This is a genomic window from Mucilaginibacter rubeus (genome assembly GCF_014643835.1).
In the GTDB taxonomy this organism is placed as follows: domain Bacteria; phylum Bacteroidota; class Bacteroidia; order Sphingobacteriales; family Sphingobacteriaceae; genus Mucilaginibacter; species Mucilaginibacter rubeus.
The window spans coordinates 354,594-370,854 of record NZ_BMKD01000004.1 but is presented as its reverse complement, the minus strand read 5'-3'; the positions used below and the strand labels follow the sequence as shown (position 1 = coordinate 370,854).

Genomic DNA, 16,261 nt, shown 5'->3' with positions numbered 1-16,261 from the left:
ATATATATTACGCTTAGTATAAACAATAAATAACCATGATGTTTTGGTTAAACTCCACAGGAATATCATTAAATTAAGCGATATTAAATTGTAAGCCCGGTTATGCCTAATCCTTTCAGACCCATCAGTAATTTAATCTGTTTTATGCTTGTTTTAGTCGTGTTTGCCTGCAATCATGCGACTAAGAAACCTGATAAAAAAACTGTAAAAAAAATGCAGAAAGTAAAGCTGAAAGAATATAAAGAGGTCAATTATACCGAGTCGCAACTAATCGCTTTTTTAGATAGTGTTGGCAGGTTGCCGGTACAGCCGCTTGCTGATACGGCTGCTTTTTATGCAGATTCTGTTTTTAAAACCTTTACCGAACCGATGCACAGAGAATTGTCTGCTGCCGATTTTTCGTTGTTAAAAAGTTGCATTCGTGTTGGAATGATAAAAGCTCAAGACGCAAAAAACATATTCGGAGAACTAAAAATTGATTCTGCTTGTACAGCTAAAGGTCTATTGGATTCTGTTAAAAAAGGAAACGTTTATTTAGAGTACTTCTCCTTTGATACTAATAAAAATAGATTTGACGAATTTGGAATATTAATAGGTGATGCAGGGCACTGCCCCGGTTCTAAATTGTATTTCTTTAAGGGTAAAAAAATTATTGCAAAGCAAAGCGGATATAGTAGATATACTGATAATGTAGAACATTTTAAAGATGCAGATGGTGGGAGTATCGTTTACCGTCGATTTGAATTTGCTGAAGGATCCGGTATATGGTGGCGTAATTATTTCTTTTATAAGTATGATGGGGATAATTTAATACCGATATTAAATTTACCCGAAACTTGTAACGCCGAAGCTTTTTGGCGCTTCTATGTTTCGAAATTCGAGGCAAAAATTCAAAAAACTAATCCGTTGACAATGAAAGTGGTTTTCCGGCGACAGTTTTACAATGATGATAACGATGTGTATTTTAACTATGGCCCAGTATTCATAAATGATTCGACCAGTATCAGATATGACTGGGATAATTCGAAAACCTTAAGCGGGCGATACCAACAAACTAAACTTAATAAAGCCCAAATACTATCGTATTGCCTCGCTGATAACGATTATCTTTTTATTAATTCGCATTACCAATTATTGAAAACTTTGTTGATGGATAAAAATCAACGACGGTGGCTATTAGATTATTTGAACAATGTGAAAAATTATTATAGCAACAAGAATAAATCCAAAGAAAGTTAAGTAGATAATAATACCTAATTTGCCAAAAAATGCCCGCTCAACGGCGGGCATTTATAAATATCAAGGGTCTGTCACTGGTCGAAGTTTAGCGACAGCGTAACTTCGTCCTAAAATCGTGGAAGCATCCTGCTTCCGCGACTCAGGTTAAAATGCTCGCTTTGAATTCTATTTAGACAGGCACACTCAAGCTGAAAGCTTGAGCTGTTTTAGGACGAAGTTACGCTGTCGCTAAACTTCGACCAGCTCTCGTGTAGATAAAAAAAATGCCCTCCTCACCGGTGGGCATTTTACAAATATCGAAAAGGAGACTTATTTTTTCCCTGTCACCCCAAATTTCTTTTCAAATCCACTCAGCTGTGCGCTGAACTTATTAAACAATTGCGGCTGCTTGTATTGCTTGCTAAACTCAACCAGCCCTCCTAAAATCTGCATTGAATATTGCAGGTCGCGGTTTTCGAGGTTGGTTTCACCTTTTTGTATCAGGGCATAGCTGTAATCAAGCTGATTGCTTACATAGTCATCAACCAGGTTAGCCAGTTTGTTGCCTAACTGAATATCGTTTAAGCGGTAAGCGTTTTCTATCATGTAATACTTTCGTACCGCTATCTCTAACGAGTTAATGGTAGTTGGCATTACCTCATCATACTTCTTAAGCACTTTACGGGCCGAATCCGGTTTACCTGCTTTGGCCAGGTCATCGGCCAGGGTTGAGTAAAGCCTGGTGATGAGTGGGTAAAACATGGTCATTGATTCGTGATCAAGATAGCTGGCGTTTTTCATGTTCCCCCATTTGTATTTGGTCATCATGTTTTCGTACATCTTACCGGTGTTGCTGGCTTCAAGTGGTCCGACAGCAGTATCCGGTTTTAACGGCAGTAAACGGTAAGCGAAGCCCTCGTTGTACATGTATTTGTCCAAACCGATCATATTACTGTTAGGTACGGTAACCGAAAAATAAATCGGTCGCTTCCAGTTGTTATGGCTCAGGATATCCATCATCGCCAGTACATCCTTGGTAACGTAACGACCGTTAAAGGTCCAGTCCATTTCCGGGGCTATTTTATCTTTATCGGCAGTTGGTACAGTGCCGGTTTTAATTACCTCGTCGGGGTTAACTGTCAATTTGAATTTATTGGTTGGCAGGTAATTGGCAACGTCTCCGTTGTTATACTCAACCATGGCTTCTTTTTTATCAGAGGTAATGAAATCGAAAACATCTTTCAGCTCGGTAGCCCCCGCAATTTTCTGATCGCTAAAATAGATCACATCACGTACGCCCGGTTTAAATTTATCATTCGGCATACTGATCGGCAATGGTTCCGATTCGTTCATCTTGTTTTTCATACCGCGGATGTACCAGTCGGTACCCAGCAGGCTCAGGTTTACGATACGCACATCGGGGCGTACGTTTTCAACTTCCTGGATGTACCAGAGCGGGTAAGTATCATTATCGCCATAAGTAAATAAAATGGCATTTGGCGCGCATGAATTAAGATAGTTATAAGCCATATCATGCGGGGTAAGCTTGGTTGAGCGGTCATGATCGTCCCATTCCTGGTTGGCCATTAATAAAGGAGCGGCCAGTAAACAAACCACTGTAGAGATAATGGCGCTAACCTTTGCATTCAGCTTTTTGCTTAACACATCGGCAATGCCTATCACGCCCAAACCTATCCATATGGCAAAGGCATAAAAGGAGCCTGCATAAGCATAGTCACGTTCGCGGGGCTGCAGCGGATCCTGGTTTAGGTAAAGCACAATGGCTAAACCGGTACAAACAAACAGGATAGCAACAACCCCGGCTTCGCGCTGGTTGCGCGCAAAATGAAATACAGCACCAAACAAGCCAATGATAAGCGGTAAAAAGAACAGGCGGTTATAGCTTTTGCTTTGGGTAACCGAATAGGGCAGGGGTTTACTGAAATTCCATCCGCTTATCCATTCGCCATCGGCGCCTGAATTTAAGCTTTGACCATCGAGGTCATTGGCGCGGCCTGCAAAGTTCCACAGGAAATAGCGGGTATACATTTGGTTGATCTGCCATTTGGCAAAAAAACTGATGTTTGAGCCAAAGGTTGGGTGTTCGCTTTCACCGAGACCCGTCCACTCACGGTAAAACTCCGGGTGACCAGGCTTATCGCTAAACATGCGCGGGAATATGGTATTACGGTCATAAACGGTATTCAATTTTTTACCGGCAACCTCGTATTTGGTTGCCCCGCGGCGGTAAATATTAGCGCCTTCGGTTTGAGCCGTAGCTTCCGAATCAAAAAACTGCCCGTATAATAACGGGGTATCGCCGTATTGGTCGCGGTTAAGGTAGCTGTTTAGGGCGAAGGCATTTTCAGGGTCGCTGTTGTTGAGGTTAGGATTAGCTTTTGCACGTACCACAATCATTACAAATGAGCTGTAGCCAAACAGGATAAAAAGCAGGCAGATCAAAAAGCTGTTAAGCGCGAAGCGTTTTTCGCGGATCTTTACTACATACTCTAACAAGGCTAAAACTACTCCGCTTACTATAAGACCTATAATACCACCGCTTATGCCTAATATCAGTACAAAGCATACGGCCGCTAAAATAATAGCAGGTTTAACAGGATTTATAGTATAGTAAATGCCTGCAACAATGGTAATAATGAGCAGTACAAAAAACACTACTGCCCCGCTGCCAAAACCCATACCCAGGGTGTTTACAAAAAGCAGGTCGGAAAAAGCCGCGCCTTTTACGGTGTATTGTATCACTCCCCAAAGTACAAAGGCCAATGCCACCACGCTTGCCAAAAAGGTAAGCAACGTTCCTTTTGTAGTAACATTTTTTACCCTGCGGAAATAGATCACCAAACCGATAGCCGGGATCACCAGTAAGTTTAATAAGTGAATACCGATGGAAAGGCCCATTACATAGGCGATAAAAACTATCCACCTGTCGGCATGAGGTTCATCGGCATGGGCATCCCATTTTAATATCGCCCAAAATACTACAGCGGTACAAAGGGATGATTGCGCATAAACCTCTGATTCGACGGCCGAAAACCAAAAGGTATCCGACCATGCATAGGCTAAAGCACCAACAAGGCCCGAACCAATGATGAGGATCAGGTTGGTTGAATTAAGTTGCTCTTCTGTTTTAATCAAAAGCTTTTTGGCGAGGGCCGTAATGGTCCAAAACAGGAACATGATGGTAGCGCCGCTGGCCAGGGCCGATGCCATATTGGCCCAATAAGCAACTTTGGTATTATCGCCCATAGATAACAGGGTAAATACCTTGCCAATGATGGTAAACAGGGGCGCGCCGGGCTGGTGGGCTACCTGTAAGCGGTAAATACAGGCAATAAATTCGCCGCAATCCCAAAAGCTTGATGATGGCTCAAGGGTTAAAATGTAAGTTACTGTGGCAATAATAAAGGCTATCCAGCCAAATATATTGTTGAGTTTTTTATAATTCATGATCGAACACTATGTAAAAAAACAGGATTAATGCAGCCGAAAATAGTAAAACTATTGTGATGTTACCATTAAAAACGGCCTTTTGAGTGCAGTTTTAATTTTATTTTACTGGATTTGAGGTGCTAATGAACTTTTTTAAAATTCTATTTTGACTTTCAAATATTCGCGCTATATTTGCATTCCTTTTCGGGGAGTAAAACAAACCAAAGGAGATTGCCTGATAGTATAATGGTAGTACGACGGTTTTTGGTACCGTTTGTCTAGGTTCGAATCCTGGTCGGGCAACAATAAAATTCGGATTTCGGATTTTCAATTTCGGATTTATTCTGATTGGAAAACTTGAAATCCGAATTGTGTTTTATAACGGTTGTATTTGTAAAAGATCAACGGTGAAGGACAGGTAAAATCCGAAATCGAACATCCCAAATTCAAAATCAAAATGCCCTTACAATTTAACCCGGTTAAATTATTTTCAGGATCAGGTTCGCAGGAACTTGCGCATCTTATAGCTGATGCTTATGGTCGTGAGTTAGGCGAAGTTGTGATATCGCGTTTTAGCGATGGCGAATACCAGCCGCATTTTAATGAATCTGTAAGGGGATGTGATGTTTTCCTGATCCAGTCTACCCATCAGCCTACCGATAATTTAATGGAGTTACTCATGATGATCGATGCCGCCCGCCGCGCTTCAGCACATTATGTAAACGCCGTTATACCTTATTTTGGTTTGGCGCGCCAGGACAGGAAAGATAAACCACGTGTTGCCATTGGTGCAAAACTGGTAGCCAACCTGTTAGTTGCAGCCGGCATTAACCGCATCATGACCATGGATTTGCACGCAGCGCAGATCCAGGGATTTTTTGATGTTCCGGTTGATCACCTGGATGCTTCTATCATTTTTGTACCTTATATTAAAAGCCTTGGCTTAGGTCACCTTACCATTGCATCGCCTGATATGGGCGGTTCATACAGGGCCCGCAGCTTTGCCAAGTTCTTTAATGCCGAAGTGGTAATTTGCGATAAACGCCGTAAACGTGCTAACGAAATTGAAGCCATGACGCTGATAGGGGATGTTACCGATCAGGACATAGTACTGATTGATGACATTTGCGATACCGCGGGTACATTGGCAAAAGCAGCCGGACTGATCATGGAGCGTGGTGCACGCAGCGTACGCGCGGTTTGTACACATCCGGTATTATCAGGTAAAGCTTATGAAACTATCGAAAACTCGGCATTAACCGAACTGATAGTTACAGATACAATCCCGCTTAAACAAAGCAGCCCTAAAATAAGGGTGCTTTCAACCGCCGAACTGTTTGCAAAAGCGATAAGCAACGTAAACGAACATGGTTCGATTAGTACCTTGTTTAAGGTGGATTAGTTTTAAGTCCATAGTCAGTGGTCGATAGTCCATGGCTGTGGTTGATTAGTTAGAATAAAAATAAATCTATGGTCTATTGACTATCGACCATGGACTACAAATAAATAAACAAATAAATAAAAATGAAATCAATTGCTATTAGCGGTTCTCTAAGAGAGAACGTAGGGAAAAGAGACGCGAAAGAGCTGCGTTACAATGGCCAGGTGCCTGCAGTTCTTTATGGTGGTGCTACCCAGACCCACTTTTCTGTGTCCGCAGCTGATTTGAGGGCCGTTGTTTATACTCCGGTTGTTCATTTCATCGATCTTGAAATTGCCGGTGTTAAATCACAAGCTATCATCCAGGACATTCAGTTCCACCCACTAACTGAAAAAATCACTCACATTGACTTTTTATTGTTAGATGAGAAAAAACCTATCACCATCGAGATCCCGGTAAAATTAACCGGTACTTCTCCAGGTGTTAAAGTAGGTGGTAAGCTGGTTCAAAAATTAAGGAAACTGCGTATCAAAGCGCTTCCTAAAGATCATCTTGATGCTATTGAAGTAAGCATCGAATCTCTTGAAGTTGGTAAATCAGTAAAAGTATCTGATATTAAATTAGATAACTTAGTGATCACCAACGCTAAAGAAGATACCATTGTTTCTGTAACTACCTCACGTGCATTACGTCAGGCAGAGCAGGAAGCAGCTCAAGGTAAAAAATAACCCCCTTAACCCCCTGAAGGGGGAACAAGAGGTGAAATTAAAAACAGCGGTAGAGTAATTCTATCGCTGTTTTTGTTTGAGCAATAAACAATATCTTCGCATAAAAATTTAATTAATTACTCGGAGCATTTCTGAAAGATAACCATCACGTCATTGCGAGGTACGAAGCAATCCCCGATTAGGAGGTCCGCCCTGTACAGTTTGCGATTGCTTGGTACCTCGCAATGACGATTGTATTGTTGGTTTGGATAGCTTCATAATTCCCCCTTTAGGGGGCCAGGGGGCATGAAATATTTAATTGTAGGTTTAGGAAATATTGGTCCGGAGTATGCAGATACACGGCATAATATAGGTTTTATGGTGTTGGATGAACTGGCCAGGCAAGAGGGAGCGAGGTTTCAAAACTCACGCTTAGCTTATTATACCGAGGTATCGTTCAAAAGCCGTACGCTTTGCCTCATTAAACCTACTACCTACATGAACCTGAGCGGAAAAGCCCTGAGCTACTGGATGAAAGACCTGAAAATTCCGGTGGGGAATGTTTTAGTTATCGTGGATGACCTTGCCCTGCCGCTGGGTACCTTACGCTTAAAACCCAAAGGCAGTGCCGCCGGGCATAACGGCCTTAAAAATATTGAAGAGGTGCTTGGCAACAATAACTACGCCCGTTTGCGCTTTGGCATTGGTGATAATTACCCCAAAGGCCGCCAGGTTGATTTTGTGCTGAGCCCGTTTGATAAAGACGAACAGCCCGAACTGCCTGCATTGATCGATCGTTCGATAGAGATGGTGAAGAGTTTTGCAACTATTGGAACCGAACTTACCATGACTCGTTATAATAAGTAACAACGTCGTTACAAACTAATATTTTAGTTAAAATTCCGTTCAAATCGTAATTCGTGTTGTAACACACGGGTGTGTACTTACGTCTTGTAAACCTAAATAACCTTATGAAACAAATCCTGCTAACGGTACTTTGCTGTTGCTTTTCTACCTTCTTATTTGCTCAAACAAAAGCTCCCGTCGCTCCGGCAGTTCCTAATATTACTGTAAAAGGTATTATCATTGATTCGGCTAATAACAAACCTATGGGATATGTTACTGTTGCGCTCCAGGATGCCGCCACCAAAGCGCCGGTAAAAAGCACGCTGGCTAAAGACGATGGCAGTTTTGAACTAAAAGCACCCGAAGGTAAAACTTACCAGTTAGTTGCTGTTTTTATTGGTTACGCCACCAAAACTATCCCGGTAAAACTTACAAATAATACATTTAATGCAGGCCGGATCCTGCTTTCGGCATCGAGCAAACAATTGAAAGAAGTTACCGTTACCGCCGTTAGGCCGGTAATGAAACAGGAGGTCGACCGCCTAAGCTATGATGTAACCGCCGACCCGGAAAGTAAGTCTATCACCGCGCTGGATATGATCCGGAAAGTACCTTTGTTATCTGTTGATGGCAACGACGCTATTAAGCTACGGGGTAATGATAATTACAAGATACTGATCAATGGAAAAGAATCGGCCATGATGGCTAAGAACCCATCGGATGTGCTGAAATCCATGCCCGCTGCCAATATCGAAAAGATAGAAGTAATCACCACACCACCCGCAAAATATGATGCCGAAGGCCTTGCGGGGATCATCAATATCATCACCAAAAAAAATGCGGACCAGGGGTATAACGTAAGTATCAATACGGGGTACAATAGTGTTTATGGTGAACGGGGCAATGTTAACCTTACCTTGAAGCAAGGGAAGTTTGGTTTTAGCGGCTATGCCGGTTATAACTACAGGCCCTTGCGTACGTCATCGTTCGAGAACATGACCACTTTTTTTAAGCCACAGTCAACCGATCCGCAGTCAACACTTAGTCAAACAGGTACAAGGGGCAACACTGGCAAAAACCTGTATGGCAGCGGTGAGTTAAGTTATGAGGTAGATACCCTGAACCTGATTACAGGCATGTTTGATTTTTATCATGGCAAAAGCAATCAGCATAATTATCAGGTTACTACCCAACGCGATAGCGCCGATGCTGTTACGCAATTTTACCGTTTGTTTAACAATGGCACAGGCGAATTTAAAGGATCGGATGTGGGGCTGAATTACCAGTTAGGCTTTAAAAAAAACAAGGAGCAGCTCCTTACCGTATCCTACAAATACAATTATAATAACAATCTTCAAACCAGCGAAGCCACAAAAGGTAATGACTTTAGCGGCGAAGGTGTCCCTAAAGATTACAGGCAATACAATAACTCAGGTTCAAAGCAGCATGCTTTTCAGTTAGACTATATCCAGCCTTCAAAAATTCTTACCGTTGAGGCCGGTGGTAAAGCAACCCTGCGTAATAACTATAGCCAGTTTAATACTGATGTAAAAAGTGACGTGGATAATGAGTATCACGCCGATACAGCGCAGGTGAATAATTTTACCTATAAACAAAATATTTACGGTGTGTACAACTCCTATTCGGTTAAGCTAACCAAATGGGCTTTTAAAGGCGGTATGCGGTTGGAACATACCACGGTTAACGCCGATTTCGCGGTAGGGAAACCAACCGTTAACCAAAGCTATGATAATTTTGTGCCCTCGGTATCGGTACAACGGAGCCTGAAAAGTAGCAGTCTCACACTTGGTTTTACCCAACGCATCCAACGCCCCGGTATTTACCAGCTTAACCCATATACCGACCAATCCAACCCGCAATACCGTAACGTTGGTAATCCTAATCTAAGGGCCGCGGTAACCAATAATTTTGAATTAGGCTACAGCAATTTTGCCAAAGGCTCCATCAACCTGAGCACCAATTACTCGTTTGCCAATAACACGGTGCAAAATTTAGCCTCGGTTGATACAGCAGGAGTTACTACTACAACTTACGCTAACGTAGGCTCGAACAAAAACTGGGGTTTTGATTTGAATGTGAATTATCCAATCACCAAAAAACTGAACGTGAATATAAATGCCGAATTACTGTTTGTTTGGCTGAAGGGCTATTACAACGGCTCGCTTTTCAGCAACAGTGGTAACCAGGGACACATTTTTACTTATACCAGCTACAAATTTGATGGTGGCTACCGCGCCGGTTTAAACATTGGGTATGACAGCCGTTATGTATTGCTGCAAGGAAAGGATAATTATTTTTTCTTTAGCTCCATCAGCGGTACCAAAACCATGTTTAAGGAAAAGGCCACACTATCAGTAAATGTTAACAATCCTTTCAAAAAATTCAACAAGCTCGACTTTTATACCAAAGGTGATGGCTTTGAAACTTATACAGCTAACAACAACTTTTACCGCACCATTAACGTGAGCCTGAGCTACAAGTTCGGCAGGCTTAACAGTAGCATAAAGAAAAATCAACGTGGTATTAATAATGATGATACCAGCAGCGGAAGCCGCAATTAACAACTTTAGTAACTAATCCGTTACCTGGCAGTGGCAAACGTTAAAAAGTGTTAAACGCATACTTTTTGGTGTCACGCCCGGGTATCTTAAACGTCTTATGACCAAAATCGCAATTATGAAACAATTTCTACTAACAGTGCTATGCTGTTTTGTCACGGGCATGGCTATGGCCCAGGCTGCCGCACCGGTTCCTGTTCAAAATATAACCGTTAAAGGTACCGTGATCGATTCGGCAACCAACAAGCCATTGGGGTATGGCACTGTTGCGCTGCAGGATGCTGCTACCAAAACTCCGGTAAAAAGTACGCTTGCCAAAGATGACGGCAGCTTTGAGTTGAAAGCTCCCGAAGGTAAAACGTATCAGTTAGTAGTAGCTTCAGTAGGATATGCAACCAAAGTGCTCCCTGTAAAAATGGATGGTAAAACGTTTGATGCCGGGCGGATCCTGGTAGCCCCTTCAAGCAAACAGTTGAACGAGGTAACCATTACCGCTGTAAAGCCTGTAATGAAACAGGAGGTTGACCGCCTCAGTTATGATGTTACCGCCGATCCGGAAAGTAAAGCGGTATCTGCATTGGATATGATGCGTAAAGTGCCGCTTTTAGCTGTGGACGGCGATGATAACATCAAGTTAAAAGGCAGCGGCAAATACAAGATCCTGATCAACGGAAAAGAATCGGCGTTGATGGCTAAAAACCCATCAGACGTGTTAAAAGCAATGCCGGCTACCAACATCGAAAAGATTGAGGTGATCACTACGCCGCCTGCAAAATATGATGCGGAGGGCTTGGCAGGTATAATTAACATCATCACTAAAAAGAACGCGGATCAGGGCTATAATGGCAGTGTCAACATGCGCTATAACAGTGTTTGGGGGCCGGGGTATAACCTGAACATGACAGCCAAACAAGGCAAGTTCGGGGTTTCGGGGTATGCGGGTTTTGGTAATCAGAAGCGCAACACCAATACCTCAACTACAAAACAAACATTTTTTAATCCTGAATCAGAGATATTACAAACCGGAAGTAACTCATTTGGCGGCAAGTATCGTTACGCCAATGCCGAGCTAAGCTATGAGATAGACACCTTGAACCTGCTTACCGGTTCATTTGAATTTTTTCACGGCGAATTTAATCAGGACGGATCACAGCGATCAGCCCAGACAAACGCCGCCGGCGATTTGACCCAAGGCTATAACCTGTTGAGCAATAGCTATAATCATGATCAGGGACTTGATGCGTCTGTCAACTATCAGTTAGGGTTTAAAGGGCATAAAGATGAATTGCTAACATTATCCTACAAATACAGCTACGGACCGAGTAAAAATTTCACAGATAACCAGTTTTCGGACAGGGTTAATTATTACAATGCACTTCAGCCCGATTTCAGGCAATATAATAATGCAGGTAACCGTGAGCATACTTTCCAGTTAGATTATGCTTATCCATTGAAGAAAATCAGTATTGAGGCCGGCGGTAAAGTGATCCTGCGGAACAATTTCAGCGACTACAGACGCGAAGACAAAGATTCAACCAGTTCGGTATATAACGTCAATGCAGGGCAAACCGGCGAGTTCGACTATCACCAGGATGTGTACAGTGCTTATAACTCGTATCAGTTAAAGATGAATAAATGGACAGGCAAGGCGGGCTTGCGTTTAGAGCATACGCAGGTAAATGCCATGTTTACAGGCACGCCGCTTGATAAAAGCTATAATAACTTTATTCCATCGGTTTCTGTTCAGCGCTCTATGAAAAGCAGCAGCATCAGTTTGGGCTTTACCCAGCGCATTCAAAGGCCAGGCATTTACCAATTAAACCCATTTATCGATAAATCGAACCCCAAATTTATCAGCACAGGTAATCCCGATCTGAAGCCGGAGCTGAACAATACTTTTGAGTTGAACTATAGTAATTTCTCAAAAGGATCAATCAATGTTGGTTTGAGCTATGCATTCTCCAATAATGCTATCCAAAATGTGACCAGCCTGATTCAAAACAACATGGGCGATCATATCGACACGGTTACTTTTACCACCTATCAAAACCTGGGCAGTAACCGTTCGTTAGGGTTAAACCTTAATACCAATTATTCTATCACTAAGAAGTTTACGGTTAACATCAACGGGCAAATTTCGCATGTATGGTTAAAAGGTACTTATAATGGTCAGTTTTACAAAAACGATGGTTACACCGGCAACGCTTTTGCCAATATTGGTTACAAGTTTGATGGTGGCTACCGTTTAGGGCTTGATGCCGGTTTCTTTAGCGGTGATGTTACCTTACAAGGTAAATCGAGCAATTTTATTTTTAACTCCTACGTACTATCTAAAGAGTTCCTGAACAAAAAGCTAACCATATCAGCGGTAGCCAACAACCCATACAGTAGATACCGTACATTCAGATCGACCACACATACAGTTGATTTTGACCAGGAATCATTATACCATAACCGCTACAGGAATTTTGCCGTGAGATTAAACTTTAAGTTTGGTAAATTGAATGGCGATATCAAAAAGAACCAGCGTGGCATTAATAACGATGATACCAAAGGCGGAGGAAAAAGCAATGGCGGCGGCAATGGTTAATTGCTGATAGATATTTGTTAGGAGAGGCGCGTAATGGCGCCTCTTTTTGTTTTTTATCACCATATTACATAACAACAGGCGAGCTGAAAATAGTGCCTGCTCATGATATATCGAAATCCGTAAATTTACCCCCATGAAAGTTTATGGAATTACCAATTGCAATACAGTAAAAAAAGCCCTCGACTGGCTTAAAGAAAATAAAGTAGCTTACGATTTTCAGGATTTTAAAAAGCTGGGTGTAAGTACCGAAAAGCTGCAGGAATGGGACACCAAAGCGGGCTATGAGAAATTTTTGAATAAACAGGGCCTCACCTGGAAACAGCTTGACCCGACAGTTAAAGAAAGCATCAAAACCAATGCCGACGCACTGCAATTATTACAGCAAAAAACCAGCATGATCAAACGCCCGGTTATTGAAGATAACGGCTTCCTTTTCTTCGGCTTTGATGAAAAGGTTTATGCCGATCATTTTTTTGGGAAGTAAAGATAGCTTGGAACTTACGAAGGGAAAAAGCTTCGTAAGTTTAGTTGGCTTTCAAACCTTGCCGTTGTTGGTGTTGTCACCAACAACTCTGTGCCATGTATTATCTTCTGCTGTAAGTATTAAGCACAAGCGATTTTAGTAATAGTTTTCCCAATGACTGAATATTGCGCCGTTGTTGGTGTTGTCACCAACAACTTTACTGGCGACAACACCAAGTGGAAGTGAGCAAGTTTTCCTTATTTTAGCATATATGGCTGAAATTAATTTTGACTATCATCCACAATTTTTCACTGCAACAATTTTAGAATGGAAGCAATTGCTAACAGAAGATATTTATAAGGATATAATTATAAGGAGTCTGCTGTTTTTAAAAAATGAAGGAAGTATAGTTGTTTATGGTTTCGTGATAATGCCTAATCATATTCATTTGATATGGCAGATACAAGACGGACATACACGTGATTTGGTTCAAATGCGTTTCTTGAAATTTACTGCTCAGCAAATGAAGTTCAAATTATTGGATAGCGATGATGATAGATTAACCCAATTCATAGTTAATGCAAAAGATAGGAAATATCAGTTTTGGGAACGCAACTCTTTGAGTATTGATTTGTGGTCTCCAAAAGTTTTTATGCAAAAATTGGATTACATACATAATAATCCTTTACAAGATAAATGGAAGCTGGCTCAACATCCTGAAGAATATAAATATTCGTCGGCCAGGTTTTATGAAACAGGGATAGACGAGTTCGGTTTAGTTACACATCATGCAGGGTGAATAGTTGTTGGTGACAACACCAACAACGGCGTAGTATCTAACGCGTCCCTAATTTTTTAGCAATTGTCGGTGTTGTCACCAACAATAACCAATTCACTTGATAAGCAGCCTCTAAGCACGAAATCAATTCCTTAATAAATCGGTAACAATCGTTTTACCAACCTTTTGCATCTGCCTAATTTGTAGTATACTTGTTCCTTTACGCAATTTATTTGACTGAACATGAAACTAAAACTGATGGCAGGTTGCAGCCTTGCCTTTATGTTGGCCGCAGGGGTGAGTTATGCCCAGCAGCCAGCGCCTACCACCACACTCCCCGCCGGTTCTGTTTACGATTATCACGAAACTTTCGGTCCCGGGTTTTACACTAAGAATGGTACTGAGTTCCGCGCGGCAAGCGGTGAGCCGGGATATAAATACTGGCAAAACCGTGCCGACTACCAATTGGCGGCAAAGCTGAACGATCAAACCAATGAAATTACCGGTTCGGAAGTTTTAACGTATACCAATAACAGTCCGCAAACATTGGGCTTTATGTGGATGCAGCTTGATCAGAACCTGTTTAAGCTCGATTCAAGAGGCACAGCTATCGTTCCGCCTGCGGGTAGCCGTAACTGGGGCCGCGGTGAAGCATTTGATGCTGGTTATAAAATTAAATCGGTAAAAGTTGCCAGTTTGAAAGGAGAATACGTTGACGTTAAATTCCTGATCACCGATACCAGGATGCAGGTTTTCCTTCCGAAGGAAATTGCTGCCAATGGCGGTCAGGCTAAATTGAAAATTGAATACTCATTTGTGTCGCCAAACTATGGATCAGACCGTATGGGCTACCTGCAAACCAAAAATGGTAAAGTTTATACTATTGCACAATGGTACCCGCGTGTATGTGTGTATGACGACGTAATGGGCTGGAACACCCTGCCGTACAGCGGTCCGGGCGAGTTTTACCTGGAATATGGTGATTTTGACCTGAGCATCACTGCTCCGGCAAACCATATCGTAGTAGCATCCGGCGAATTATTAAACTCGCAGGAAGTATATACCCCTGAGCAATTGAAACGTTGGGCAGCTGCCGAAAAAAGCGAAAGCACAGTAATTATCCGTTCGGCTGCTGAAGTTACCGATCCAAAATCGCGCCCTGCCGGTAAAACCCAGTTAACCTGGCACTTTAAAATCAAGAATGCCCGCGATGCTTCATGGGCTTCATCTGCAGCCTTTATTGTCGATGCAGCTAAAATGGACCTGCCAAGCGGTAAAAAATCAACTGCAATATCAGCTTACCCTGTTGAAAGCGATGGCAACGATGCATGGGGCCGTTCAACCGAGTATGTTAAAAAATCTATCGAGTATAACTCATCAAAATGGTTTGAGTACCCTTACCCTGCCGCTACTGCTGTTGCCGGGATAGTAGGTGGTATGGAATACCCCGGTATTGTTTTCTGCGGAGCTAAAGCGAAAAAAGCAAGCCTTTGGGGAGTTAACGATCACGAGTTTGGTCACACCTGGTTCCCGATGATCGTAGGCTCAAACGAGCGCATGTACGGCTGGATGGACGAGGGCTTTAATACGTTCATCAATACACTTTCTACCGCTAACTTTAATAACGGCGAATACAAAAATACCCGCGTGCCGGATATGCACACTATCGGCGCTTTCTTTACCAGGCCCGACCTTGAGCCTGTTATGAGCCAGCCGGCCAACCTGAAAGAAAGAAATACAGGTACCCTGCTTTACTCAAAACCAAGTGCCGGTTTAGTATTGCTACGCGAGCAGATCTTAGGCCCTGAACGTTTTGATTTCGCATTTAAAACCTACATCAACCGCTGGGCATTTAAACACCCAACTCCCGACGACTTTTTCCGCACGATGGAAAATGCAAGCGGCGAAAACCTGCAATGGTTTTGGAGAGGCTGGTTCCTGAACGACTGGCGTTTGGATGTTGCTGTAAGCGATGTGAAATATGTCGACAACGATCCAACTAAAGGCTCGCTGATCACTTTAGATAACCTGGGTAAAATGGCAATGCCGGTTATCCTGGAAGTTAAAACCAAAGGTGGTAAAGTTGACCGCGTAAAACTGCCGGTTGAAATTTGGGAGCGTTATGCATCATGGACATTTAAATATCCATCAACCGAAGAAATTGAATCGGTTACTTACGATCCTGATAAAGTATTACCGGATTACAATCCCGAAAATAACGTTTGGAAAAAATAATCTTATAAATCTCT

10 protein-coding genes and 1 tRNA gene are annotated in these 16,261 nt (G+C 42.3%); 10 read left to right on the top strand and 1 reads right to left on the bottom strand.

The features are described from left to right. Positions 1–144: 144 nt before the first annotated feature. Positions 145–1,239, top strand: a complete 1,095-nt coding sequence (locus IEX80_RS15555) for a hypothetical protein (protein WP_090529163.1) — start codon at positions 145–147, stop codon at positions 1,237–1,239. A 309-nt stretch (positions 1,240–1,548) separates the two neighbouring features. Here the strand turns inward: IEX80_RS15555 and IEX80_RS15550 are convergent, their stop codons facing one another. Further along, the gene (locus IEX80_RS15550; protein WP_090529160.1) at positions 1,549–4,686 is read right to left on the bottom strand and encodes a glycosyltransferase family 117 protein; all 3,138 of its coding nucleotides are present in this window, start codon (positions 4,684–4,686) and stop codon (positions 1,549–1,551) included. Positions 4,687–4,900: 214 nt separating this feature from the next. On the opposite strand from IEX80_RS15550, the gene IEX80_RS15545 reads away from it, so the two are divergent. The 9 genes from IEX80_RS15545 (at position 4,901) to IEX80_RS15505 (ending at position 16,247) form a co-directional block, all read left to right on the top strand. Next, positions 4,901–4,971, top strand: a tRNA-Gln gene (locus IEX80_RS15545). A gap of 154 nt (positions 4,972–5,125) precedes the next feature. Further along, positions 5,126–6,070: a ribose-phosphate pyrophosphokinase gene (locus IEX80_RS15540; protein WP_091166935.1), complete on the top strand. Its 945-nt coding sequence runs from the start codon at positions 5,126–5,128 to the stop codon at positions 6,068–6,070. Between the two features lie 122 nt (positions 6,071–6,192). After that, positions 6,193–6,777 carry a 50S ribosomal protein L25/general stress protein Ctc gene (locus IEX80_RS15535; RefSeq protein ID WP_090529154.1) on the top strand — a complete coding sequence of 195 codons (585 nt, stop codon included), beginning with the start codon at positions 6,193–6,195 and terminating at the stop codon, positions 6,775–6,777. Between the two features lie 285 nt (positions 6,778–7,062). Next, positions 7,063–7,623, top strand: coding sequence for an aminoacyl-tRNA hydrolase (gene pth / locus IEX80_RS15530; RefSeq protein WP_090529151.1), 561 nt, complete (start codon positions 7,063–7,065; stop codon positions 7,621–7,623). Positions 7,624–7,727: 104 nt separating this feature from the next. Then, positions 7,728–10,184, top strand: coding sequence for a TonB-dependent receptor (locus IEX80_RS15525; RefSeq protein ID WP_090529148.1), 2,457 nt, complete (start codon positions 7,728–7,730; stop codon positions 10,182–10,184). Positions 10,185–10,299: 115 nt separating this feature from the next. After that, positions 10,300–12,771: a TonB-dependent receptor gene (locus IEX80_RS15520; protein ID WP_188833403.1), complete on the top strand. Its 2,472-nt coding sequence runs from the start codon at positions 10,300–10,302 to the stop codon at positions 12,769–12,771. Between the two features lie 133 nt (positions 12,772–12,904). Next, positions 12,905–13,255, top strand: a complete 351-nt coding sequence (locus IEX80_RS15515; RefSeq protein ID WP_188833402.1) for a Spx/MgsR family RNA polymerase-binding regulatory protein — start codon at positions 12,905–12,907, stop codon at positions 13,253–13,255. Positions 13,256–13,505: 250 nt separating this feature from the next. Then, positions 13,506–14,033 (top strand): transposase, encoded by a 528-nt coding sequence (locus tag IEX80_RS15510; protein ID WP_188833401.1) that lies wholly within the window; start codon positions 13,506–13,508, stop codon positions 14,031–14,033. Positions 14,034–14,255: 222 nt separating this feature from the next. Then, positions 14,256–16,247 carry a M1 family metallopeptidase gene (locus IEX80_RS15505; protein ID WP_188833400.1) on the top strand — a complete coding sequence of 664 codons (1,992 nt, stop codon included), beginning with the start codon at positions 14,256–14,258 and terminating at the stop codon, positions 16,245–16,247. Positions 16,248–16,261 lie beyond the last annotated feature (14 nt).

What these genes read in the sequence shown, in the direction of transcription:
- IEX80_RS15555 (WP_090529163.1), top strand. Translation starts at nt 145, where the DNA reads ATGCTTGTTTTAGTCGTGTTTGCCTGCAATCATGCGACTAAGAAACCT.
- IEX80_RS15515 (WP_188833402.1), top strand. Translation starts at nt 12,905, where the DNA reads ATGAAAGTTTATGGAATTACCAATTGCAATACAGTAAAAAAAGCCCTC.
- IEX80_RS15525 (WP_090529148.1), top strand. Translation starts at nt 7,728, where the DNA reads ATGAAACAAATCCTGCTAACGGTACTTTGCTGTTGCTTTTCTACCTTC.
- IEX80_RS15540 (WP_091166935.1), top strand. Translation starts at nt 5,126, where the DNA reads ATGCCCTTACAATTTAACCCGGTTAAATTATTTTCAGGATCAGGTTCG.
- IEX80_RS15520 (WP_188833403.1), top strand. Translation starts at nt 10,300, where the DNA reads ATGAAACAATTTCTACTAACAGTGCTATGCTGTTTTGTCACGGGCATG.
- IEX80_RS15550 (WP_090529160.1), bottom strand. Translation starts at nt 4,686, where the DNA reads ATGAATTATAAAAAACTCAACAATATATTTGGCTGGATAGCCTTTATT.
- IEX80_RS15535 (WP_090529154.1), top strand. Translation starts at nt 6,193, where the DNA reads ATGAAATCAATTGCTATTAGCGGTTCTCTAAGAGAGAACGTAGGGAAA.
- pth (WP_090529151.1), top strand. Translation starts at nt 7,063, where the DNA reads ATGAAATATTTAATTGTAGGTTTAGGAAATATTGGTCCGGAGTATGCA.
- IEX80_RS15510 (WP_188833401.1), top strand. Translation starts at nt 13,506, where the DNA reads ATGGCTGAAATTAATTTTGACTATCATCCACAATTTTTCACTGCAACA.
- IEX80_RS15505 (WP_188833400.1), top strand. Translation starts at nt 14,256, where the DNA reads ATGAAACTAAAACTGATGGCAGGTTGCAGCCTTGCCTTTATGTTGGCC.